18 protein-coding genes, 5 tRNA genes and 1 pseudogene are annotated in these 23159 nt (G+C 60.0%); 18 read left to right on the plus strand and 6 right to left on the minus strand.

What is annotated here, in order from left to right:
* Positions 1-209 precede the first annotated feature (209 nt).
* Entirely contained in the window at positions 210-1724 is a 1515-nt protein-coding gene (locus tag ACYZTX_RS12110) for a nucleobase:cation symporter-2 family protein (RefSeq protein ID WP_462034234.1), read from the plus strand.
* A 120-nt stretch (positions 1725-1844) separates the two neighbouring features.
* On the opposite strand, the gene ACYZTX_RS12115 is transcribed toward ACYZTX_RS12110, so the two are convergent.
* Positions 1845-1920 (minus strand) — tRNA-Asn (locus ACYZTX_RS12115).
* Between the two features lie 227 nt (positions 1921-2147).
* On the opposite strand from ACYZTX_RS12115, the gene ACYZTX_RS12120 reads away from it, so the two are divergent.
* Positions 2148-2378 carry a hypothetical protein gene (locus ACYZTX_RS12120; RefSeq protein WP_033061947.1) on the plus strand — a complete coding sequence of 77 codons (231 nt, stop codon included), beginning with the start codon at positions 2148-2150 and terminating at the stop codon, positions 2376-2378.
* On the opposite strand, the gene ACYZTX_RS12125 is transcribed toward ACYZTX_RS12120, so the two are convergent.
* Together ACYZTX_RS12125 and ACYZTX_RS12130 are read right to left on the minus strand one after the other, a co-directional pair.
* Complete coding sequence (locus tag ACYZTX_RS12125; RefSeq protein ID WP_462034235.1) at positions 2375-2575, minus strand: hypothetical protein; 201 nt, start codon at positions 2573-2575, stop codon at positions 2375-2377. The genes ACYZTX_RS12120 and ACYZTX_RS12125 overlap by 4 nt on opposite strands.
* Positions 2576-2716: 141 nt before the next feature.
* On the minus strand, positions 2717-3913 hold the full coding sequence (locus tag ACYZTX_RS12130) for an amino acid aminotransferase (RefSeq protein WP_462034236.1): 1197 nt from the start codon (positions 3911-3913) through the stop codon (positions 2717-2719).
* A gap of 337 nt (positions 3914-4250) precedes the next feature.
* Between ACYZTX_RS12130 and uvrB the strand changes: the two genes are divergently transcribed.
* On the plus strand, positions 4251-6266 hold the full coding sequence (gene uvrB / locus ACYZTX_RS12135) for an excinuclease ABC subunit UvrB (protein ID WP_462034237.1): 2016 nt from the start codon (positions 4251-4253) through the stop codon (positions 6264-6266).
* Between the two features lie 31 nt (positions 6267-6297).
* Here the strand turns inward: uvrB and ACYZTX_RS12140 are convergent.
* A pseudogene (locus tag ACYZTX_RS12140) lies at positions 6298-6531 on the minus strand (EmrB/QacA family drug resistance transporter); the annotation flags it as partial.
* A gap of 139 nt (positions 6532-6670) precedes the next feature.
* On the opposite strand from ACYZTX_RS12140, the gene gltX reads away from it, so the two are divergent.
* The 9 genes from gltX (at position 6671) to ACYZTX_RS12185 (ending at position 11974) form a co-directional block, all read left to right on the plus strand.
* A complete protein-coding gene (gltX, locus tag ACYZTX_RS12145; RefSeq protein WP_462034238.1) occupies positions 6671-8152 on the plus strand; it encodes a glutamate--tRNA ligase in 1482 nt (493 codons plus the stop codon).
* Between the two features lie 223 nt (positions 8153-8375).
* Positions 8376-8451, plus strand: a tRNA-Ala gene (locus ACYZTX_RS12150).
* Between the two features lie 79 nt (positions 8452-8530).
* Positions 8531-8606: transfer RNA gene (locus ACYZTX_RS12155), tRNA-Glu, on the plus strand.
* 52 nt (positions 8607-8658) lie between these two features.
* Positions 8659-8734: transfer RNA gene (locus ACYZTX_RS12160), tRNA-Ala, on the plus strand.
* Between the two features lie 80 nt (positions 8735-8814).
* A tRNA-Glu gene (locus ACYZTX_RS12165) sits at positions 8815-8890 on the plus strand.
* A gap of 183 nt (positions 8891-9073) precedes the next feature.
* Complete coding sequence (locus tag ACYZTX_RS12170; protein WP_461973116.1) at positions 9074-9613, plus strand: TetR/AcrR family transcriptional regulator; 540 nt, start codon at positions 9074-9076, stop codon at positions 9611-9613.
* A 31-nt stretch (positions 9614-9644) separates the two neighbouring features.
* On the plus strand, positions 9645-10478 hold the full coding sequence (locus ACYZTX_RS12175) for an alpha/beta fold hydrolase (protein WP_462034239.1): 834 nt from the start codon (positions 9645-9647) through the stop codon (positions 10476-10478).
* 48 nt (positions 10479-10526) lie between these two features.
* A complete protein-coding gene (locus tag ACYZTX_RS12180; protein WP_462034240.1) occupies positions 10527-10964 on the plus strand; it encodes an acyl-CoA thioesterase in 438 nt (145 codons plus the stop codon).
* A gap of 50 nt (positions 10965-11014) precedes the next feature.
* Positions 11015-11974: a tRNA dihydrouridine synthase gene (locus ACYZTX_RS12185; protein ID WP_462034241.1), complete on the plus strand. Its 960-nt coding sequence runs from the start codon at positions 11015-11017 to the stop codon at positions 11972-11974.
* Between the two features lie 108 nt (positions 11975-12082).
* Here ACYZTX_RS12185 and ACYZTX_RS12190 read toward each other — a convergent pair whose 3' ends face one another.
* Complete coding sequence (locus tag ACYZTX_RS12190) at positions 12083-15361, minus strand: sensor domain-containing protein (RefSeq protein ID WP_462034242.1); 3279 nt, start codon at positions 15359-15361, stop codon at positions 12083-12085.
* 65 nt (positions 15362-15426) lie between these two features.
* A complete protein-coding gene (locus tag ACYZTX_RS12195) occupies positions 15427-16317 on the minus strand; it encodes a LysR family transcriptional regulator (RefSeq protein ID WP_461973109.1) in 891 nt (296 codons plus the stop codon).
* Positions 16318-16468: 151 nt separating this feature from the next.
* Between ACYZTX_RS12195 and leuC the strand changes: the two genes are divergently transcribed.
* The 6 genes from leuC to ACYZTX_RS12225 all read left to right on the plus strand — a co-directional run bounded on the left by leuC (position 16469) and on the right by ACYZTX_RS12225 (position 23052).
* Positions 16469-17887 (plus strand): 3-isopropylmalate dehydratase large subunit, encoded by a 1419-nt coding sequence (leuC, locus tag ACYZTX_RS12200; protein ID WP_462034243.1) that lies wholly within the window; start codon positions 16469-16471, stop codon positions 17885-17887.
* Between the two features lie 10 nt (positions 17888-17897).
* A complete protein-coding gene (gene leuD, locus ACYZTX_RS12205) occupies positions 17898-18542 on the plus strand; it encodes a 3-isopropylmalate dehydratase small subunit (RefSeq protein WP_462034244.1) in 645 nt (214 codons plus the stop codon).
* A 161-nt stretch (positions 18543-18703) separates the two neighbouring features.
* The gene (locus ACYZTX_RS12210) at positions 18704-19468 is read left to right on the plus strand and encodes a class I SAM-dependent methyltransferase (RefSeq protein WP_462034245.1); all 765 of its coding nucleotides are present in this window, start codon (positions 18704-18706) and stop codon (positions 19466-19468) included.
* Positions 19469-19520: 52 nt separating this feature from the next.
* On the plus strand, positions 19521-20603 hold the full coding sequence (gene leuB / locus ACYZTX_RS12215; RefSeq protein WP_462034246.1) for a 3-isopropylmalate dehydrogenase: 1083 nt from the start codon (positions 19521-19523) through the stop codon (positions 20601-20603).
* 69 nt (positions 20604-20672) lie between these two features.
* A complete protein-coding gene (gene asd / locus ACYZTX_RS12220; RefSeq protein ID WP_462034247.1) occupies positions 20673-21785 on the plus strand; it encodes an aspartate-semialdehyde dehydrogenase in 1113 nt (370 codons plus the stop codon).
* Between the two features lie 256 nt (positions 21786-22041).
* Positions 22042-23052 (plus strand): aspartate-semialdehyde dehydrogenase, encoded by a 1011-nt coding sequence (locus tag ACYZTX_RS12225; protein ID WP_462034248.1) that lies wholly within the window; start codon positions 22042-22044, stop codon positions 23050-23052.
* The last annotated feature ends 107 nt before the right edge of the window (positions 23053-23159 follow it).

Genomic DNA, 23159 nt, shown 5'->3' on the forward strand with positions numbered 1-23159 from the left:
TCGCTTGGAACTCCAAAGACTAGCGGGCGAGGGAGGAGGCAAAGAAAGGATGTATTTCAAAAGTTTTTGGAGTGGAGGCGGCGCAGGTAAAGGACCGCATGGACAGGTGTCGAAAATATGACTGATAAGTTGTATACAACTCTATAGACATTTGTCCTGACTCTTGCATACAGTGTGCGCACAACAAAAACCAGGGAACCCCCCAAACCATGAAAACGCCCCCTGTTTCACACGAACGGCCTGAGGACGAAAATCTCGGTGTCGGCGCGAATATGGCTTACGGCCTGCAACACGTTCTGACCATGTACGGCGGCATCGTTGCGGTGCCTTTGATCATCGGCCAGGCGGCCGGGCTCTCGCCGGCGGACATCGGTTTGTTGATTGCTGCTTCATTGTTTGCGGGTGGCTTGGCGACATTACTGCAAACGCTGGGTCTACCGTTTTTCGGCTGCCAATTGCCGCTGGTGCAGGGCGTGTCTTTCTCTGGCGTCGCGACGATGGTGGCGATTGTCAGCAGCGGCGGGGAGGGCGGATTTCAATCGATTCTCGGGGCGGTGATTGCCGCCTCCCTGATAGGTTTGCTGATCACGCCGGTATTCTCACGCATTACCAAGTTTTTCCCGCCGTTGGTGACGGGCATCGTGATCACCACCATCGGCCTGACGCTGATGCCGGTAGCCGCTCGTTGGGCCATGGGCGGCAACAGCCACGCCCCGGACTTCGGCAGCATGGCGAATATCGGTCTGGCGGCCGTGACGCTGGTGTTGGTTCTACTGTTGAGCAAGATCGGCAGCGCGACCATTTCTCGTTTGTCGATTCTGTTGGCCATGGTCATCGGTACGGTGATCGCAGTGTTCCTCGGCATGGCAGACTTCTCGTCGGTCACCCAAGGCCCAATGTTCGGCTTCCCGACACCCTTCCATTTCGGCATGCCGACCTTCCACTTCGCCGCGATCCTGTCGATGTGCATCGTGGTGATGGTGACCCTGGTGGAAACCTCGGCTGACATCCTGGCGGTGGGTGAAATCATCGACACCAAGGTCGACTCCAAACGCCTGGGCAACGGCCTGCGCGCCGACATGCTGTCGAGCATGATCGCGCCGATCTTCGGCTCCTTTACCCAAAGCGCCTTCGCCCAGAACGTCGGACTGGTGGCGGTGACCGGTATCAAGAGCCGCTTCGTGGTGGCTACCGGTGGTTTGTTTCTGGTGATCCTCGGCTTGCTGCCGTTTATGGGCCGGGTCATCGCCGCGGTACCGACTTCTGTTCTCGGCGGCGCCGGTATCGTGCTGTTCGGCACCGTGGCGGCCAGCGGTATTCGTACGCTGTCCAAGGTCGACTACCGCAACAACGTCAACCTGATCATCGTCGCGACCTCCATCGGTTTCGGCATGATCCCCATCGCTGCGCCGAATTTCTACGACCACTTCCCAAGCTGGTTCGCCACGATCTTCCACTCAGGCATCAGCTCCTCGGCGATCATGGCCATCGTGCTCAACCTGACCTTCAACCACCTCACTGCCGGTAACTCCGATCAGCAGTCCGTGTTCGCGGCCGGTACTGAGCGCGTCCTGCGTTATCAGGATCTGGCGGCGTTGCGCGAAGGGGATTACTTCAGCGAAGGTAAACTGCGTGACTGCGACGGGAATGAGATCCCGGTGGAAGCGGCTCATGATTCGAGCGAGCATCGAGGGGCTCATGCTAAAAGCAGTGAGCATGTCTGACGGCTGCTCACACTAAAAAAGGCCGATCTGTCGAATAGACAGGTCGGCCTTTTTGCTTTTATTGCGGCCACAAAAAAGCCCCTGAACCTTTCGATTCAGGGGCTTTTCGATATTGCTGTCTGGCTCCACGACCTGGACTCGAACCAGGGACCCAGTGATTAACAGTCACTTGCTCTACCAACTGAGCTATCGCGGAATGGCGTGTATGTTACTGATTCAAAAAGAGAAGTCAAGCACCTGTTGGCCTCTTGACGGATTCATGGGGACGGACGGTGGTTTATCGACCGTGGGCGGTTACCAGAATCCCCTCAGAGGTCTACCATGGCCGCCCGGAAGCGGTTACACGCGCTGCCGGCCATTCGCCGAAAAGGTACGCGCCATGAATCAACCAACCACCACGCCTCGCCACAACGGGGTGTTCGCATGAGCATCGCTCAGATCAGCTTGCCCAAAGGCGTCGGTCCTCACGCCGAAAAACTGTTCGACGCAATCACTCAGGCCAGCACCGCTGACGAATTGAACCGTGCCGGTGGCAAGGCCGAGGGTTTTGTCCTGGGCCTGGAAAGCGCCAAGGCCATCAAAAGCCAGGTCGCCGAATCGCTCTACGTCGCTTATGACGACGCTGCCAGCCAACGCGCAACCGAATTGGCCTAACCGCCGAAGGTGACGGTGCCGAGCATTAGTTTGGCGTACAGCATCGTTGCGACCAGTTGCACCAGCCACAAGGCCAGGCCGCCGAGAAACACGCCGGCAGCGACTTGCATCACCAGGTTATTACTACGTTTGGCCGGGGTGCGAGGCGCGAAGTGGTCCAGCTCATCGCGGTCGGCGCGTAGGTCATCGTTTTTCATGTCGGCTCTCGTAAGAATTTCGGGGTGTACATAAAACCTGAGGGTGCAGTCTAGAGCCCTCGGTCGATGCATTGAGAATTATCTGAGACAAATAAAAAACGGGAAGCCCAAGGGCTTCCCGTTTTTCGTATCGCGCGAGACTCAGATCACCGCAACGATGGCCTTGGTCACGACGTCGATGTTGCTCTGGTTCAGCGCGGCAACGCAGATGCGGCCGGTGTCCAGGGCGTAGATGCCAAACTCGCTGCGCAGGCGGGTCACTTGCTCAACCGTCAGGCCGGAGTAGGAGAACATGCCGCGCTGACGACCGACAAAGCTGAAGTCGCGTTGCGGTGCGTTTTTCGCCAGAAGGTCGACCATCTGAATGCGCATGCCGCGAATCCGCAGGCGCATTTCGGCCAGTTCTTCTTCCCACTGAGCGCGCAGTTCCGGGCTGTTCAGCACGGCGGCGACGATGCTAGCGCCGTGGGTCGGCGGGTTGGAGTAGTTGGTGCGGATCACACGTTTGACTTGCGACAGCACGCGCGCGCTTTCTTCTTTCGATTCGCTGACGATCGACAGGGCGCCCACGCGCTCTCCGTACAACGAAAAGGATTTGGAGAACGAGCTGGAAACGAAGAACGTCAGGCCCGATTCAGCGAACAGACGTACGGCAGCGGCGTCTTCGTCGATGCCATCGCCAAAGCCCTGGTAGGCCATGTCGAGGAACGGCACGTGACCTTTGGCTTTCACCACGTCCAGAACGTTTTTCCAGTCCGCCGGGCTCAGGTCCACGCCGGTCGGGTTGTGGCAGCACGCGTGCAGCACAACGATCGAACCGGACGGCAGGGCATTCAGGTCTTCCAGCAGGCCGGTACGGTTAACGTCGTGGGTCGCAGCGTCGTAGTAGCGATAGTTCTGAACCGGGAAACCGGCGGTTTCGAACAGCGCGCGGTGGTTTTCCCAACTCGGGTCGCTGATCGCCACGACAGCGTTCGGCAGCAGTTGCTTGAGGAAGTCGGCACCGATTTTCAGCGCGCCAGTACCGCCAACGGCCTGGGTGGTGATGACCCGGCCTGCAGCGATCAGCGGGGAGTCGTTGCCAAACAGCAGTTTCTGCACAGCCTGGTCGTAGGCGGCGATGCCGTCGATTGGCAAGTAGCCACGGGAAGCGTGTTGAGCGACGCGAATCGTCTCGGCTTCGACAACGGCGCGCAGGAGTGGAATTCGCCCCTCCTCGTTGCAGTAAACACCGACCCCCAGGTTGACCTTGTTGGTACGGGTATCGGCGTTGAATGCTTCGTTGAGGCCCAGGATTGGATCACGTGGTGCCATTTCGACAGCGGAGAACAGGCTCATTTTGCGGCGGCTCTGAATGGAGAGTGGAGGGACGTGTCGCGCTCCAGCCGAATGCACTAGAGCGGTGCACAAACGGGGAGCTAGTATAGAGGTCATCGGCGATTGATGGCGACAGACGATTCGGCTTTTACGTTAAGTTTTCCCGAATATTTTTCGACCGTTAGTCGATTGGCAGCGTCAAACGTTTTACCCGATGTAGGACGTTTGCCTTGAAAGCGCGGGCAATCGACTCCACATTGAGCACAATCCAGTTTTTTCCTCGGGCGACATCGGTCGTTTGCGGTCTTTCCCGTTGCTGCCCGGTTCGCCCGGACAGGCGCGAACCCAGAGGTTTTTCATGTCTGAATTCCAGCTAGTCACCCGCTTCGAGCCCGCCGGCGATCAGCCGGAAGCCATCCGCCTGATGGTCGAGGGCATCGAAGCCGGGCTGGCACACCAGACGTTGCTCGGTGTGACCGGCTCGGGCAAGACCTTCAGCATCGCCAACGTGATCGCCCAGGTGCAACGTCCAACCCTGGTACTGGCGCCGAACAAAACGCTGGCTGCACAGTTATATGGCGAGTTCAAAGCGTTCTTCCCGAACAACGCCGTCGAGTACTTCGTTTCCTACTACGACTACTACCAGCCCGAAGCCTACGTGCCGTCGTCGGATACGTTCATCGAGAAAGACGCTTCGATCAACGATCACATCGAACAGATGCGACTGTCCGCGACCAAAGCGTTGCTGGAGCGCAAAGACGCGATCATCGTCACCACGGTGTCGTGCATCTACGGTCTGGGCAGCCCGGAAACCTATTTGAAGATGGTGCTGCACGTGGATCGCGGCGACAAGCTCGATCAGCGTGCGTTGCTGCGACGCCTGGCGGACCTGCAATACACCCGCAACGATATGGACTTCGCCCGTGCGACCTTCCGGGTTCGCGGCGATGTGATCGATATCCACCCGGCGGAATCCGACTTTGAAGCGATCCGCATCGAACTCTTCGACGATGAAGTCGAAAAGATTTCCGCCTTCGATCCTTTGACCGGCGAAGTGATCCGCCAGTTGCCGCGCTTTACCTTCTATCCGAAAAGCCACTACGTGACGCCACGGGAAACCCTGCTCGGCGCCATCGAAGGAATCAAGGTGGAGCTTCAGGAGCGCCTGGACTACCTGCGTACCAACAACAAACTGGTGGAAGCGCAGCGCCTGGAGCAGCGCACCCGGTTTGACCTGGAGATGATCCTCGAGCTGGGGTATTGCAACGGCATCGAAAACTACTCGCGCTACCTGTCGGGCCGTGAATCTGGCCAGGCGCCACCGACCTTGTTTGACTACCTGCCGGCCGACGCCTTGCTGGTGATCGACGAATCCCACGTCAGCGTGCCGCAGGTCGGCGCCATGTATAAGGGCGACCGCTCCCGTAAGGAGACGCTGGTGGAATACGGTTTCCGTCTGCCGTCAGCGCTGGATAACCGGCCGATGCGTTTCGACGAGTTCGAAAACATCAGCCCTCAGACGATTTTCGTCTCGGCGACCCCTGGTAATTACGAGGCGGAACACGCCGGTCGCGTGGTCGAGCAACTGGTCCGCCCGACTGGACTTGTCGACCCGCAAATCGAAATCCGCCCGGCATTGACCCAGGTCGACGATTTGCTCTCGGAAATCGGCAAGCGCGTGGCGCTGGAGGAGCGGGTGCTGGTCACGACGTTGACCAAGCGTATGTCCGAAGACTTGACTGATTACCTGGCCGACCACGGCGTACGGGTGCGTTATCTGCACTCGGACATCGACACGGTTGAACGGGTCGAAATCATCCGCGATCTGCGTCTGGGCACCTTCGATGTGCTGGTGGGGATCAACCTGCTGCGCGAAGGTCTGGACATGCCGGAAGTGTCCCTGGTGGCGATTCTCGATGCGGACAAGGAAGGCTTCCTGCGTTCCGAGCGCTCGCTGATCCAGACCATCGGCCGGGCGGCGCGCAACCTCAATGGTCGGGCGATTCTCTACGCGGATCGCATCACCGGCTCGATGGAGCGGGCGATCGGCGAAACCGAGCGTCGTCGCGACAAGCAGATCGCCTTCAACCTGGCCAATGGCATCACGCCCAAGGGCGTGTTCAAGGACGTTGCCGACATCATGGAAGGCGCCACCGTGCCGGGCTCGCGCAGCAAGAAGCGCAAAGGCATGGCCAAGGCCGCCGAGGAAAACGCCAAGTACGAGGCCGAATTGCGTTCGCCGGGCGAAATCGCCAAGCGCATCAAGGCGCTGGAAGAGAAGATGTACCAGCTTGCGCGCGACCTTGAATTCGAAGCCGCGGCGCAGATGCGTGATGAGATTGGCAAGTTGCGGGAGCGGTTGATCGCCGTTTGAGTTTTGCAGCACCCGAGGCCGCGCCGCGATTTCAAGGTGCTCCACCAGCCTTCAACCCCGCCGGCAACGCCTTGGTCAACAACACCGCCAGCATGCTGATCCCTAGCGCAATCCCGACAAAGTGAAGCGCATCGTTGTAAGCCATGATCGACGCCTGCTGATGCGCAATCTCACTGAGGTTGCCCAGCGCCGCCGCCTCACTGCCAAACCGATCCGCCAGCGATGCCATCCGCTCGGCGACCTGCGGGTTGGTCGGCACAATCGAGCGACACCCACACCGCGAGCCGCCGCGCCATACGCGCGTTGTAGACGCAACCTTGGCTTAAATGCCCTGCTCACTGGAGCCGGGCGGGCAACGCCTGTTACCATTCGCCCTTTGTTTTATCTTCATTTCGAGACTTGCCATGACCACCGTCCGCACTCGCATCGCGCCATCGCCTACCGGGGATCCCCATGTAGGTACCGCTTACATCGCTTTGTTCAACTACTGCTTTGCCAAGCAGCATGGCGGTGAGTTCATCCTGCGCATTGAAGACACCGACCAATTGCGTTCGACCCGCGAGTCCGAACAACAGATTTTCGATGCCCTGCGCTGGTTGGGTATCGACTGGAGCGAAGGCCCGGATGTCGGCGGTCCGCACGGTCCTTACCGCCAGAGTGAGCGCGGCGAGATCTATCAGAAGTACTGCCAGCAACTCGTCGAAATGGGTCACGCCTTCCCGTGCTTCTGCACCGCCGAAGAACTCGACCAGATGCGCGCCGAGCAAATGGCTCGCGGCGAAACCCCGCGTTACGACGGCCGTGCGCTGTTGCTGTCTGCGGATGAAGTCGCCCGCCGCCTGGCCGCCGGCGAACCGCACGTGATCCGCATGAAAGTGCCGAGCGAAGGCGTTTGCGTGGTGCCGGACATGTTGCGTGGCGATGTCGAGATCCCGTGGGATCGTATGGACATGCAAGTGCTGATGAAGACCGACGGCCTGCCGACGTACTTCCTGGCTAACGTGGTCGATGACCACCTGATGGGCATCACCCACGTTCTGCGCGGCGAAGAGTGGCTGCCCTCGGCGCCGAAACTGATTCTGCTGTACGAGTACTTCGGCTGGGAACAACCGGAGCTGTGCTACATGCCGCTGCTGCGTAACCCGGACAAGAGCAAGCTGTCCAAGCGCAAGAACCCGACCTCGGTGACGTTCTACGAGCGCATGGGCTTTATGCCGGAAGCGATGCTCAACTACCTGGGGCGCATGGGCTGGTCGATGCCGGACGAGCGCGAGAAGTTCTCGCTGCAGGAAATGGTCGACCACTTTGACCTGAGCCGCGTCTCCCTCGGCGGCCCGATATTCGACGTCGAGAAACTGTCGTGGCTCAACGGCCAGTGGCTGCGGGACCTGCCGGTGGAAGAGTTCGCCAGCCGCTTGCAGACCTGGGCGCTGAACCCGCAATACATGATGAAGATCGCGCCGCACGTGCAGGGTCGGGTTGAAACGTTCAGCCAGGTCGCACCGCTGGCTGGTTTCTTCTTCGCCGGTGGCGTGAACCCGGACGCCAAGCTGTTTGAATCCAAGAAGCTGTCGGGCGATCAGGTGCGTCAGTTGATGCAGTTGATTCTGTGGAAGCTGGAAAGCCTGCGTCAGTGGGAGAAGGACAGCATCACCGCAACGATTCAAGCCGTGGTCGAATCCCTGGAACTGAAGTTGCGTGACGCCATGCCGCTGATGTTTGCGTCGATCACTGGCCAGGCCAGTTCGGTGTCGGTGCTTGATGCAATGGAAATCCTCGGTCCGGACCTGACCCGTTTCCGTCTGCGCCAGGCAATCGACTTGCTGGGCGGCGTGTCGAAGAAGGAAAACAAGGAGTGGGAAAAACTCTTGGGCAACATCGCGTAGGAGCTGCCGAAGGCTGCGATCTTTTGATCTTGATCTGCGGTGGCCCGAAAAGATCGCAGGCTGCGCCAGCTCCTACGGGCCTGCGTTTTTTCCCCAAGCCCCGATTTTTCGGGGGGAGGGCGGTAAGTGATTGTTATGGCGACAAAAAATTTTGGAGATTGTTAAAAATAAGTTTGACAGCTTTCCGAAGCGCCATTAAGATTCGCCCCGTCCTCAGCGATGAGGGGCTATAGCTCAGCTGGGAGAGCGCTTGCATGGCATGCAAGAGGTCGACGGTTCGATCCCGTCTAGCTCCACCAATTTACACTTCAAGGTCTGGCCACACCGGCCTTGAAGCGATCAACTCTCAGGGTTGATCTGTTGTATAGAAGGGTTTGCGTCCCCTTCGTCTAGTGGCCTAGGACACCGCCCTTTCACGGCGGTAACAGGGGTTCGAGTCCCCTAGGGGACGCCAGTTTTACAGAAGCAGTGTCGCAAGATGCTGCTCCGCCGCCAGGCGATAAATCGGGGCTATAGCTCAGCTGGGAGAGCGCCTGCATGGCATGCAGGAGGTCAACGGTTCGATCCCGTTTAGCTCCACCAATTTTACAGTTCAAGGTCTGGCCACACCGGCCTTGAATCGATCAGCTCTCAGCACTGATCAGTTGTATAGAAGGTTTTGCGTCCCCTTCGTCTAGTGGCCTAGGACACCGCCCTTTCACGGCGGTAACAGGGGTTCGAGTCCCCTAGGGGACGCCACGATTACCCGCTCTGCGGGATTTTATAAGGGTCATTCAATTATTGAATGGCCCTTTTGTTTGTCTGGCGTTTGGCCAAATCCCCTATTTCTTTCAAACTGTTCTTCAGACCAGCGGTCACATCCACGACTTGCGTAAAATTATTATGAGAATAATATTCTAGTCGTAATATTCGGAGGCAACGATGAACGATAAAAAAGCTCAAACCCGCGAACGCATCCTCAAGGCTGCCAGCGCAGCGCTGATTCAGCGCGGCCCAGCCGAACCGAGCGTGGGTGAAGTGATGGGCGCGGCCGGCCTGACCGTCGGCGGCTTTTATGCGCACTTCGAAAGCAAGGACGCGATGATGCTGGAAGCGTTCAAGCAACTGCTCGGTCACCGCCGTGGCTTGATCGCCGACATGGACGCCGAGTTGACCGGCGAAGAGCGTCGCGTGTTGGTTGCTGCGTTTTATCTGTCACGCAAACACCGTGATTCCTCTGAGTCAGCGTGCCCGATCCCGGCTTCGGTCGGTGAGCTGGGTCGGCTGCCGGACGCGTTTCGCGTGGCGTTGAATGAGCATGTGGAAATGATGGTCGCGCAGTTGGCGGCCAGCCCGGAAGACACCGACAAAGCCTTGGCCGACATGGCCTTGATGGTCGGTGGTTTGGCTCTGGCGCGTGCGCTGGGACCAGGAGAGTTGTCCGATCGATTGCTGCGCGCCGCCAAATCGGCGGTGCTATGACCTAAAGGCCTAGGCCTGAGGAGTGAGAGCGATGAGCACGTTGAAGTGGGTTCGTGGCGTTAATGGCACCTTGGGCTGGGTCGCACCAAAACTGGTTGCGAACATAATGCGACTGGCATTCATGACGCCGCGCGAGCTGCCGCCGCGTGATTGGGAATTGCCGCTGCTGGCGAAATCCGAGCGGATCACCTTGCGCTTCGGCCTCTCGGCACTGCGTTGGGGGCAGGGCCCGGCCGTGTTGCTGATGCACGGTTGGGAAGGTCGGCCAACGCAGTTTGCCAGCCTCATCACCGCACTGGTCGATGCCGGTTACACCGTGGTGGCGCTGGACGGTCCGGCTCACGGTCGCTCGCCGGGTCGCGAGGCTAATGTGGTGCTGTTCGCCCGGGCCATGCTTGAAGCCGCCGCCGAGTTGCCGCCGCTGCAAGCCGTCATCGGTCACTCCATGGGTGGCGCCAGTGCCATGCTCGCCGTTCAACTGGGCCTGCGCACCGAAACCCTGGTCACTATCGCCGCCCCGGCGCGAATCCTCGCCGTGTTGCGCGGCTTCGCCCGTTACGTGCGGTTACCACCGAAAGCTCGTTCAGCGTTCATTCGTCAGATCGAAAGAGACGTCGGCATGCGCGCTGCGGCGCTGGATGTCGCGCACTATCAGCTCGACATGCCCGGCCTGATCGTCCATGCCGAAGACGACTGCTACGTTCCGGTCAAGGAATCGCAGCTGATCAACGAAGCCTGGTTTGACAGTCGTCTGTTGCGCCTGGAAGCGGGTGGTCATCAACGGGTGCTGGCTGACCCTCGGGTGATCGAAGGCGTTCTTTCGCTGCTGGCCGGTCGCAGTCTGCAATCGCGCCAATCGGCCTGAGCATCCGTTACACTGCCCCGGTCAAAATTTTCTGACCAGGAGTGGGGCATGGGCTGGGATCGGGCAACGCCATTTATCATTGATCTGGAAGTCGGCGCAGAGGACATCGATGGGCTGGGTCACGCGAACAACGCGGTGTACGTGACCTGGCTCGAACGCTGTGCCTGGCGCCACTCCCAGCGGCTTGGCCTGGACCTGGTCGAGTATCGTCGGCTGGACCGGGCGATGGCGGTGGTGCGGCACGAAATCGATTACCTGGCGGCCGCCTATGAAGGCGATGAATTGCAATTGGCGACCTGGATCGTCGATTGGGACCGACGCCTGAAAATGACCCGCCACTTCCAGTTGAAGCGCCCCAGCGACAACACCACGTTGCTGCGAGCACAAACCACCTTCGTCTGCATCGAGCTGTCGACCGGCAAGCCCAAGCGCATGCCTGCGGAATTCATCGAGGGTTACGGCCCCGCGTTGCAAGTCGCGATCTAATTGATGCTTTCGAGTAAACTGCCGCACGTTTTTCGTTGAGTGTGTTTTTCATGCAAATTGCTTTGGCGCCCATGGAGGGGTTGGTCGACAACATCCTGCGGGACGTACTGACCCGTGTGGGCGGTATCGATTGGTGCGTGACCGAGTTCATTCGGATCAACGATCAACTGCTCACGCCTGCCTATTACCACAAGTTCGGCCCGGAACTGCTGACCGGCGCCCGGACCGCGTCCGGCGTGCCGTTGCGAGTACAACTGCTCGGCTCCGATCCTGTATGCCTGGCAGAAAACGCCGCCCTTGCCTGCGAACTTGGTTCCGAAGTTATCGACCTGAACTTCGGCTGCCCGGCCAAGACCGTCAATAAGTCCCGTGGTGGCGCGGTGCTGCTCAAAGAACCTGAGCTGCTGAACCAGATCGTCGAACATGTCCGTCGTGCCGTCCCGGCGCACATTCCAGTGACCGCGAAGATGCGCCTCGGTTTCGACAGCCCGGACGGTTCGCTGGTTTGCGCCACGGCCCTGGCCGAAGGTGGCGCGGCGCACATCGTCGTTCACGCGCGGACCAAGACCGATGGCTACAAGCCGCCGGCCCATTGGGAATGGATTCCGCGGGTGCAGGACGTGGTCAAGGTGCCGGTGTTCGCCAATGGTGATATCTGGAGCGTCGAAGACTGGCGTCGTTGCCGCGAAATCAGCGGCGTGGAAGACATCATGCTCGGTCGTGGCCTGGTCTCGCGTCCGGATCTGGCGCGGCAAATCGCGGCGGCGCGGGCCGGTGACGACGTCGTCGAGATGACCTGGGCCGAGTTGCTGCCGCTGATTCAGGACTTCTGGCTGCAAGCCAAGGCGCAAATGACGCCACGCCAGTCGCCAGGTCGCTTGAAGCAGTGGCTGGCAATGCTGACCCGCAATTATCCCGAAGCGGTCGAGCTGTTCACCGTCCTTCGTCGCGAAACCGAGCTGGACCAGGTTTCGCGTTTACTGGGTCTTCAGGTGTCTGAAGCCGCCTGAATCCGATTGATCAAACTGTCCTGGGCGCCAATGGCGCCCTTTTTTTGTGCCCGTCATCCAGATGATTTCAAGCATTACGCGGGCTCTGTAGCTGATCCAAGCTCGGTGTCATTTGAGGAGTTGTTGAAACCCCTCCACCGGCAGCGGCGGGCTGTGCAAATACCCCTGATAAAAATGGCAGCCCAGCCCCTGCAAAAACTCCAGCTGCTCTGGCGTCTCCACCCCTTCGGCAATCACTTTCAATTCGAGGCTGCGGGCCATGGCGACGATGGCGCGGATGATCTCGGCGTCGTTGGGGTCGGTGGTGGCGTCGCGGATGAACGATTGGTCGATTTTCAGGGTGTCGACCGGCAGACGCTTGAGGTAAGTCAGCGAGGAATAACCCGTACCGAAATCGTCCATGGCAAAGCTCACGCCGAGTTTTTTCAGGCTTCGCATTTTGCTGATGGTGTCTTCCAGGTTCTGGATGACGATGCCTTCAGTGATTTCCAGTTTCAGCAGCGAACAGGGCAGGCCGTGGCTGACGAGGCTGTGTTCGATGCGTTCGACGAAGTCGTTCTGCCGGAATTGCCGCGGGCTGATGTTGACGCACAGGCTGAAGTCGAGCGGGTCTATCAGGCCCTTGGCAATCAGCTGCCTGAAGGCGCCGCAAGCTTCGTCGATGATCCACGTGCCGACTTCCAGAATCAGTCCGCTGTCTTCGAGCACCTTGATGAACTCGGTGGGCGATTGCGCGCCGAGTGCCGGATGGTTCCAGCGAACCAGCGCTTCGGCACCGACAATGCGGTTGTCCCGGGCGTCCACCTGAGGTTGGTAGTGCACGCGGAACTCACCCCGGGAAAGGGCCAGGCGCAGGTCGGTTTCCATGCGCAGGCGTTCGCTCGCAGCCTTCTGCATGGTGTGGTGGTACATCTGCGTGGTATTGCGGCCTGAATCCTTGGCTCGGTAGAGGGCGATGTCGGCGCGTTTGAGCAGGTCGGTCGGGGTCGAACCATGATCGGGAATCAACGCGATGCCGATGCTCGGGGTCACTTGCAGGCGTTGTCCGTCGAGGAACATCGGCTCCGACAGCAGTTCACGCAAGGTGTCCGCCAACTGCCGAACCTGTTCGCTGACCTCGTTGCGCGAGCCTTCGAGCCCGCTGAGCAGCACCACAAATTCGTCACCGCCCAAACGGGCGACGGTGTCCTCCATGCGCACGCTGGCTTCGAGGCGCGCGGTGATGATTTTCAGCACCGTATCGCCCACCGGGTGGCCGAGCGAATCATTGATGTGCTTGAAGTGGTCGAGATCGAGAAACATCAAGGCGCCGCGCAAATTATGGCGCTTGAGCAGGGCAATCTGCTGGCTCAGGCGATCCATCAATAGCGCGCGGTTAGGCAGGTTGGTCAGCGGGTCGTGGTAGGCCAGGTGCCGGATTTGCGCTTCGGCATTTTTCAGCAGGCTGACGTCCCGTGCGGTCAGCAGCAGGCAAGCGGTTTCGTTGAGGATGATCGGCTCCACCGAGACCTCGACAGTCAGCAGCTCGCCGCGTTTATTGCGCCCGAGCATTTCCTGGTGATGCACCCGGCCCTTGATCTGCAGTTCGGCAAGCAGCGCCGAGCGTTGTTTTTCCTCGGCCCAGATGCCGACCTGATACACCGTGCGGCCGACCACTTCATCGGCGCGATAGCCGGTCAGGCGGCAGAAGCCATCGTTGACCTCCAGATAACGCCCGGTGTCGCGCTCGGTGATGGTGATGGCGTCGGGGCTTGAGTGGAACGCCTTGGCAAACTTCTCTTCGCTGGCCTTGAGCGCCGCTTCCGAGCGCTGTTGCTGGGTGATGTCGCGCAGGGTGGTGACGATGCACGGCTGGTCGCCAACGCTGATCTGGCGGCTGGAAATCACGCAGGTCAGGGATTGCCCGTCTTTGTGCTGAACCAGGATCGCCACGTTGTTCAGGCCTTGCTCGCGGATGACCTGCTCGATCCGTCGCAGGCTTTTCGTCGACGCGTCCCATAAACCGATTTCGTCGGCGCCGCGGCCAATCACATCGGCGGTGCTCCAGCCGAAGATCTGGGTGAAGCTGGAGTTGATCTCGATGAATTGGCCTGTGTCCTGACGGGTCACGCAAATCGGGTCCGGGCTGACCTGGAACAGGGTGGCAAACTTCTCTTCGGACGCCACCAGCAGCTGCTCGCGCTCCACCTGATCGGTGATGTCGAGCAGCGTGCCGGCCATGCGCAACGGGGCGCCGTTGTCGTCGCGATAGAGTCGGGCGCGGCTTTCCAGGAAGCGCGAGCTGCCATCCGGCAATTGCACGCGGTAGGTCAGTTGATAATTGCCGGCAGGGCCTTCTCGCAGACTGTGATAGGCGTCGCGCATGGTGCCGCGCTCTTCGTCGGGCACGCCTTCGAAAAACGCATCGAAAGATTCATGGAACGGTTTGGCTTCCAGCCCGTGTAACTGGGCGGCGCGTGCCGTGCCGTACAGCATGCCGCTGGGGATATGCCAGTCCCAGGTACCCAGTTGCGCCGAATCCAAAGCAAGGTCGAGCCGCTCCTGGCTGTCTTTCAGGGCAAGCTCGGCGGCTTTGCGTTCGGTGGTGTCCAGAAACGTACTCAGCAGATACGGCTGGCCTTCGAGCTCTACCTTTTGTGCGCTGAGAATGCCGTCATGGACCTGGCCATTGCTGGCACGAAACTGCACCTCCATGCTGACCAGTTCGCCCTTGGCCTTGGTGGCCTTGACCAGTTGTTCCCGTTGCTCCGGGTGCACCCAAAGGCCCAGTTCCACGGTGGTACGACCAATGGCGTTTTGCACGGGCCAGCCGAACAGGCTTTCAAAATACTGGTTGGCTTCGGTAATCAGGCCGTCTTCCTGGCGGGTCAGCAGGACCATGTTCGGGCACAGGTGGAACAGTGTGGCAAAGCGCTTTTCCGAGCTGCTCAACGCCTGTTCGCGCTGGCGCTGGTGGGTGATTTCGCGGATGACGCCAATCATCCGTGGCCGGCCGTGTTTGTCCGGCAGCAGGCTGCCATTGATCTCCAGCCAGTGCAGGCTGCCGTCGGGCCAGCGAATGCGGTGGTGCATCGCCTGTTCCAGCGGGGCGCCGGCGATCACCGCGTCGAAGGCGCGAATGGTTTTCGCCCGATCCTCCGGCGGCAACAAGTCGAGGTATTCCAGATCCGCCGGCAGCGGTTGCCGAGGATCGAAGCCGAACAGCGCCTGGGTACCGCGCGACCAACTGATCTGCCCGCGCTCGATGTCCCAATACCAGGCGCCCAGACGTGCACCGTTGAGGGCGGCCAGCAATTGTGGGGCGCTTTCCCAGCTCTGCTCGGACCGTTTTGGGTCAAGCGCCTGTATACGCGGCATCGGCGGAATACGGTCAACAGATTTCGGCATTGGCAAGCCTTGGCTGAGTGGGGTGTTAGTGACAGTAACTCGAGGCTCTATAGAAGTAGCACAGCTTAGCCGAGAGTCCCTGGCAGATCGATTTGTGCATCCAGCAAGGCCATGAAGGCTCGCGCCGCATTCGATAGCGTCCTTTCTGTGTGCAGGATATAGCCTAGCTGGCGAGTGAGTTGTATGCCCGGCAAAGGTATTCGCGCAACCTGATCATCCAGCATGGTGCGCGGCAACACGCTCCAGGCCAGGCCAATCGAGACCATCATCTTGATGGTTTCCAGATAATTCGTGCTCATGGCGATGTTCGGCGTCAGGCCTTGAGTTTCGAACAGGCGCCGGACGATGTGGTGGGTAAAGGTGTTGCCACCCGGAAATACCGCCGGGTGCAGGGCAATGTCCGCCAGGCTGACCGGGCCGTCGCTGATCAGCGAGTGCTCCGGGGCGACCACGAAGTCCAGCGGGTCGTCCCACACCGGCGTGGCCTTGACCAGTGCGTGGGGCTCCGGTGCCAGGGTGATGACCGCCAGTTCGGCGCGGCCATGGAGGATTTCTTCGTAGGCCACTTCCGAGTCGAGGAACTGAATATCCAGCGCCACTTGCGGGTAACGTCGAGTGAACTCCCTTAATAAGGGGGGTAAGCGGTGCAGGCCGATATGGTGGCTGGTGGCGAGGGTCAGGCGACCGGACACTTCGCCGGTCAGGTTGGTCAGGGCACGGCGGGTGTCGTCCAGCACATTCAGGATCTGATAGGCCCTCGGCAGCAAGGCGCGACCGGCCTCGGTCAGGCCGACTTCACGGCCCAGGCGATCGAACAGGCGCACCTTCAATTGCTGCTCCAGTCCGGCAATGCGCTTGCTGATGGCCGGTTGGGTCAGGTGCAGCCGTTCGCCCGCGCCGGAGAAACTCCCGGTCTCGGCAATCGCGATAAAAGCGTTGAGGTTGGCCAGATCCATTGTGGTATTCCAGTTGGTTATCCAAAGCATAAAAAATATGAATTTGAGTTATTTAATGTAACCCCCTAGGATCGACCTCACAAGCCAAGGGGTTATAGAACCGTGCACGACCCAAGGCATAGAAAAGAAGCAAGCTGATGAGGACCGTCTGATGGCCGGCAAAACGCTTTACGACAAGCTCTGGGATTCCCATGAAGTGAAACGGCGCGACGATGGGTCGTCGTTGATCTATATCGACCGCCACATCATCCATGAAGTGACTTCGCCCCAAGCTTTCGAAGGCCTGCGCCTGGCCGGGCGCAAGCCTTGGCGCGTCGACTCGATCATCGCGACCCCGGACCACAACGTACCGACCACACCGGATCGCAAGGGCGGCATCGAAGCGATCACCGACCAGGTCTCGCGTTTGCAGGTTCAGACCCTCGATGACTACTGCGATGAATATGGCATCACCGAATTCAAGATGAATGACGTGCGCCAGGGCATCGTTCACGTGATCGGTCCGGAGCAGGGTGCCACCTTGCCGGGCATGACCGTGGTCTGCGGCGATTCGCACACCTCGACTCACGGCGCGTTTGGCGCATTGGCCCACGGCATCGGGACTTCCGAGGTCGAGCACGTGTTCGCCACGCAGTGCCTGGTCGCCAAGAAAATGAAAAACATGCGGGTGTCGGTCGAAGGCAAATTGCCGTTCGGCGTGACCGCCAAGGACATCGTGCTGGCGGTGATCGGGAAGATCGGCACCGCCGGCGGTAACGGCCACGCCATCGAATTCGCCGGCAGCGCGATTCGCGATCTGTCGGTCGAAGGCCGCATGACCATCTGCAACATGTCCATCGAGGCCGGCGCTCGCGTAGGTCTGGTGGCTGCCGACGAAAAAACCGTGGCTTACGTTAAGGGTCGTCCATTCGCCCCGAAAGGCGCGGAATGGGACATGGCGGTCGAAGCCTGGAAAGACCTGGTATCCGACGCTGACGCCGTGTTCGACACCGTCGTCGAGCTCGACGCCACTCAGATCAAGCCTCAAGTCAGCTGGGGTACGTCGCCCGAGATGGTCCTGGCAGTTGATCAGAACGTGCCCGATCCTGCGAAAGAAATGGACCTGGTCAAACGCGGCTCCATCGAGCGCGCCTTGAAATACATGGGTTTGAGCGCCAATCAGGCGATCACCGATATTCAGCTGGACCGGGTATTCATTGGTTCCTGCACCAACTCGCGGATTGAAGACTTGCGCGCTGCGGCGGTGATTGCCAAGGGCCGTAAAGTCGCGTCGACGATCAAGCAAGCCATCGTAGTGCCGGGTTCGGGCCTGGTGAAGGCACAAGCCGAGGCCGAAGGCCTGGACAAGATTTTCCTCGAAGCCGGTTTCGAGTGGCGTGAACCGGGTTGCTCGATGTGCCTGGCGATGAACCCGGACCGTTTGGAGTCGGGCGAACATTGCGCCTCGACTTCCAACCGCAACTTCGAAGGGCGTCAGGGCACCGGTGGCCGCACGCACCTGGTCAGCCCGGCCATGGCCGCGGCGGCTGCCGTCAACGGTCGTTTCATCGACGTTCGCGAACTGATCTGAGGAACCGCACATGAGAGCTTTTACCCAGCACACCGGTTTGGTCGCGCCATTGGACCGAGCCAACGTCGACACCGACCAGATCATTCCGAAGCAGTTCTTGAAGTCGATCAAGCGCACCGGTTTCGGTCCGAACCTGTTTGACGAGTGGCGCTACCTGGACGTGGGCTATGCCTACCAGGACAACTCCAAGCGTCCGCTGAACAAGGACTTCGTCCTCAACGCCGAGCGTTATCAAGGCGCCAGCGTGCTGCTGGCCCGCGAGAACTTCGGTTGCGGCTCCAGTCGCGAACACGCGCCGTGGGCGCTGGAAGAGTACGGTTTTCGCAGCATCATCGCGCCGAGCTACGCCGACATTTTCTACAACAACAGCTTCAAGAACGGCTTGCTGCCGATCATCCTGAGCGATGCTGAAGTCGATGAGCTGTTTCAACAGGTCGAAGCGAATCCTGGCTACGAGTTGACGGTCGACCTGCAAGCCCAGACCGTGACCCGGCCTGATGGCAAGGTTTACAGCTTCGAGCTTGACGAGTTCCGCAAGCATTGTCTGGTGAATGGTCTGGATGACATTGGCCTGACCTTGCAGGATCACGAGGCGATTGCAGCGTTTGAAAGCAAGCACCGGGCGAGCCAGCCGTGGTTGTTTCGCGACGTTTGATTGATCCGGCATTTCGGTAGGTAAGGCGGGCCTCTTCGCGAGCAGGCTCGCTCCCACATTGGATCGTCAGTGTTTACGAAATCCCTGTGGGAGCGAGCCTGCTCCGGGCGGCGTTCCGACGATGGCGGCAGCCCAGACAACACAAATATCAGGACATTACGATGACTAGCACCGCCCACAGTCAGGTTGTACAAAAGCAATTCGGTGAACAGGCCTCGGCCTACCTGAGCAGTGCCGTACACGCTCAAGGCACCGAATTCGCACTGCTACAGGCTGAACTGGCAGGGCAGGGCGATGCCCGAGTGCTGGACCTGGGCTGCGGCGCCGGTCACGTCAGTTTCCATGTGGCGTCACTGGTGAAAGAAGTGGTGGCCTACGACCTGTCGCAGCAAATGCTCGACGTGGTGGCCAGTGCCGCTGTCGATCGCGGCCTGAGCAATGTGTCCACGGTGCTGGGCGCCGCCGAGCGGTTGCCGTTCGCCGATGGCGAGTTCGATTTCGTCTTCAGCCGTTATTCGGCGCACCATTGGAGCGATCTCGGCCTGGCGCTGCGGGAGGTTCGACGGGTGCTGAAGCCGGGCGGCGTGGCGGCGTTCATCGATGTGTTGTCACCGGGCAGTCCGTTGTTCGACACTTACCTGCAAAGCGTCGAAGTGCTGCGCGACACCAGCCATGTGCGCGATTATTCCGCCGGCGAGTGGTTGCGTCAGGTCAGCGAAGCGGGGTTGCATACCCGCAGCACCACGCGTCAACGGCTGCGTCTGGAGTACAGCTCTTGGGTCGAACGCATGCGCACGCCAGAGGTGATGCGCGCGGCGATCCGTGAGTTGCAGCAGTCGATGGGCAACGAAGTACGCGAATATTTTGAGATTGAGGCCGATGGTTCGTTCAGTACAGATGTACTGGTGCTGTGGGCGCAGCGATAGACTTTTTCCACGGTGTGCCTGCGGGCACGCCGACTGATGACATGAGGAAAGCATGAGCAAGCAGATTCTGATTCTCCCAGGTGACGGTATTGGCCCGGAAATCATGGCCGAAGCGGTCAAGGTGCTGGAGCTGGCGAACGACAAGTACAGCCTCGGCTTCGAGCTGAGCCACGACGTCATCGGCGGCGCCGCCATCGACAAGCATGGCGTGCCTTTGGCCGACGAAACCCTGGACCGTGCGCGCGCAGCCGACGCTGTACTGCTCGGCGCCGTGGGGGGCCCGAAATGGGACACCATTGAACGTGACATCCGCCCTGAGCGCGGCCTGCTGAAGATTCGTGCGCAACTGGGCCTGTTCGGCAACTTGCGTCCGGCGATTCTGTACCCGCAACTGGCCGAAGCTTCGAGCCTGAAGGCAGAAATCGTTGCGGGCCTGGACATCCTGATCGTCCGTGAACTGACCGGCGGTATCTACTTCGGCGCGCCTCGCGGTACCCGCACCCTGGAAAACGGCGAGCGTCAGGCTTACGACACCCTGCCGTACAGCGAAAGCGAAATCCGTCGGATCGCCCGTGTCGGGTTCGACATGGCCATGGTGCGCGGCAAGAAGCTGTGCTCGGTGGACAAGGCCAACGTGCTGGCCTCCAGCCAACTGTGGCGTGAAATCGTCGAGCAAGTGGCCAAGGACTACCCTGAAGTCGAACTGAGCCACATGTACGTCGACAACGCCGCCATGCAACTGGTGCGCGCACCCAAGCAATTCGACGTGATCGTCACCGACAACCTGTTTGGCGACATTTTGTCCGACCAGGCCTCGATGCTCACCGGTTCCATCGGCATGCTGCCGTCGGCGTCGCTGGACACCAACAACAAAGGCATGTACGAGCCGTGCCACGGTTCGGCGCCGGACATCGCTGGCAAAGGCATCGCCAACCCGTTGGCGACCATTCTGTCGGTGTCGATGATGCTGCGTTACAGCTTCAATCTGCAGGATGCGGCCGATGCGATCGAGAAGGCCGTCAGTCTGGTATTGGACCAGGGCCTGCGCACTGGCGACATCTGGTCGGCCGGTTGCACTAAAGTCGGTACGCAGGAAATGGGCGACGCAGTAGTCGCCGCGCTGCGGAATCTGTAATCTCTTGGGCCCGCTGCAACTTTCACTCTTGAAAGCAGCGGCCCACTTTTTAAAGAAGGTGTAGTTGCGATGAAACGTGTAGGTCTGATCGGTTGGCGCGGTATGGTCGGTTCCGTGCTCATGCAGCGGATGCTGGAAGAGCAGGATTTCGATCTTATTGAGCCGGTGTTTTTCACCACTTCCAATGTCGGTGGCCAAGGCCCGTCCGTGGGCAAGGACATTGCTCCGCTCAAGGACGCTTACAGCATTGAAGAGCTGAAAACCCTCGACGTGATTCTGACCTGCCAGGGTGGCGACTACACCAGCGAAGTCTTCCCGAAGCTGCGCGAAGCCGGCTGGCAGGGTTACTGGATCGATGCCGCTTCCAGCCTGCGCATGCAGGATGACGCGGTGATCGTGCTGGACCCGGTGAACCGCAAGGTCATCGACCAGCAGCTCGACGCGGGCACCAAGAACTACATCGGCGGCAACTGCACCGTCAGTCTGATGCTGATGGGCCTGGGTGGTCTGTTCGAAGCCGGCCTGGTGGAGTGGATGAGCGCCATGACCTATCAGGCGGCCTCCGGTGCCGGCGCGCAGAACATGCGTGAACTGATCAAGCAAATGGGCGCGACCCACGCCGCTGTCGCCGATCAACTGGCCGACCCGGCCAGCGCGATCCTCGACATCGACCGCCGTGTCGCCGAAGCCATGCGCAGCGATGCGTACCCGACCGAAAACTTCGGTGTACCGCTCGCCGGCAGCCTGATCCCGTGGATCGACAAGGAACTGCCGAACGGTCAGAGCCGCGAAGAGTGGAAGGCCCAGGCCGAGACCAACAAGATCCTCGGTCGCTTCAAGAGCCCGATCCCGGTCGATGGCATCTGCGTGCGCATCGGCGCCATGCGCTGCCACAGCCAGGCGCTGACCATCAAACTGAACAAAGACGTGCCGATTGCCGACATCGAAGGGCTGATCAGCCAGCACAACCCTTGGGTCAAACTGGTGCCGAACCAGCGTGACGTCAGCATTCAGGAACTGAGCCCGACGAAAGTCACCGGCACCCTGAACGTACCGGTTGGCCGTCTGCGCAAACTGAACATGGGCACGCAGTACGTCGGCGCGTTCACCGTCGGCGACCAACTGCTGTGGGGCGCGGCCGAACCGCTGCGTCGCATGCTGCGGATCCTGCTTGAGCGTTGATCGATTGAAGTAATGAAAGAACCCGTGCCTTGAAAGAGATGCGGGTTTTTTTATTCCAGGTAGTCTGGTGTTGATCGGTTGCCTGAGCCGACCTCTTCGCGAGCAGGCTCGCTCCCACAAGGAAGTCACCGAACCCTGTGGGAGCGGGCTTGCTCGCGAAGGGGCCGGTTCTGCCACCGCAAATCCCAGGCAGAATTGCCTGCATGCCAACCACCCGGTAAAGTGCCGCTCCCCCCGTTTCGCCAGAGGTAGAACCATGAGCCAGTCCTTTGATATTGCCGTGATCGGCGCCACCGGTACTGTCGGCGAAACGCTCGTGCAGATTCTCGAAGAACGCGACTTCCCGGTCGGCAATCTGCACCTGCTCGCCAGCAGCGAATCGGCCGGGCATTCGGTGCCTTTTCGCGGCAAGAACGTGCGGGTGCGGGAAGTCGATGAGTTCGACTTCAGTAAAGTCCAGCTGGTGTTCTTCGCTGCAGGCCCGGCGGTGACCCTGAGTTTCGCTTCGCGTGCCACAGCGGCGGGTTGCTCGCTGATCGACCTGTCCGGCGCCTTGCCGGCTGATCAGGCGCCGCAAGTAGTGCCTGAAGCCAACGCCGAAATCCTCGCCGGTTTGAAAAAGCCGTTCCAGGTCAGCAGTCCAAGCCCTTCGGCCACCACGCTGGCGGTCGTGCTTGCGCCGTTGCTCGGTTTGCTCGACCTGCAACGCATCAACCTGACCGCCAGCCTGGCCGTGTCCGCCCAGGGTCGCGAAGCCGTCACCGAGCTGGCCCGGCAAACCGCCGAACTGCTCAACGTGCGTCCGCTGGAGCCTACCTTCTTCGATCGGCAGATGGCCTTCAACCTGCTGGCGCAAGTCGGCAAGCCTGATGAGCAAGGGCATACGCTGCTGGAAAAACGCCTGGTACGCGAGCTGCGTCAGGTCATGGCACTGCCTTTATTAAAGATTTCCGTCACTTGCATTCAAGCCCCGGTGTTTTTTGGCGATAGCTTTAACGTGACTTTGCAGTCAGCGAGCGACATCGACCTGGCGAAAATCAACGCCGCCCTGGAAGACGCACCCGGTATCGAGCTGGTGGAAGCCGGTGATTACCCGACGCCGGTAGGCGATGCGGTAGGGCAGGACGTGGTCTACGTTGGTCGGGTCCGCGGCGGGATCGACGACCCGTCGGAACTTAATTTGTGGCTGACGTCAGATAACGTACGCAAAGGCGCCGCGCTCAATGCTGTGCAGGTGGCTGAATTGTTGATAAAAGACCTGCTGTAAAAGATACTTGGCAACAAATTGTCGAATGAATTCAGCTGGGCACTATGCTTGGCCGGACTGCTGAAGGCGGGTCACCCTCCGGGGCTTTGCGTGGCAGGAATGAAACG

The sequence above is a fragment of the Pseudomonas sp. MDT1-17 genome, assembly GCF_054898105.1.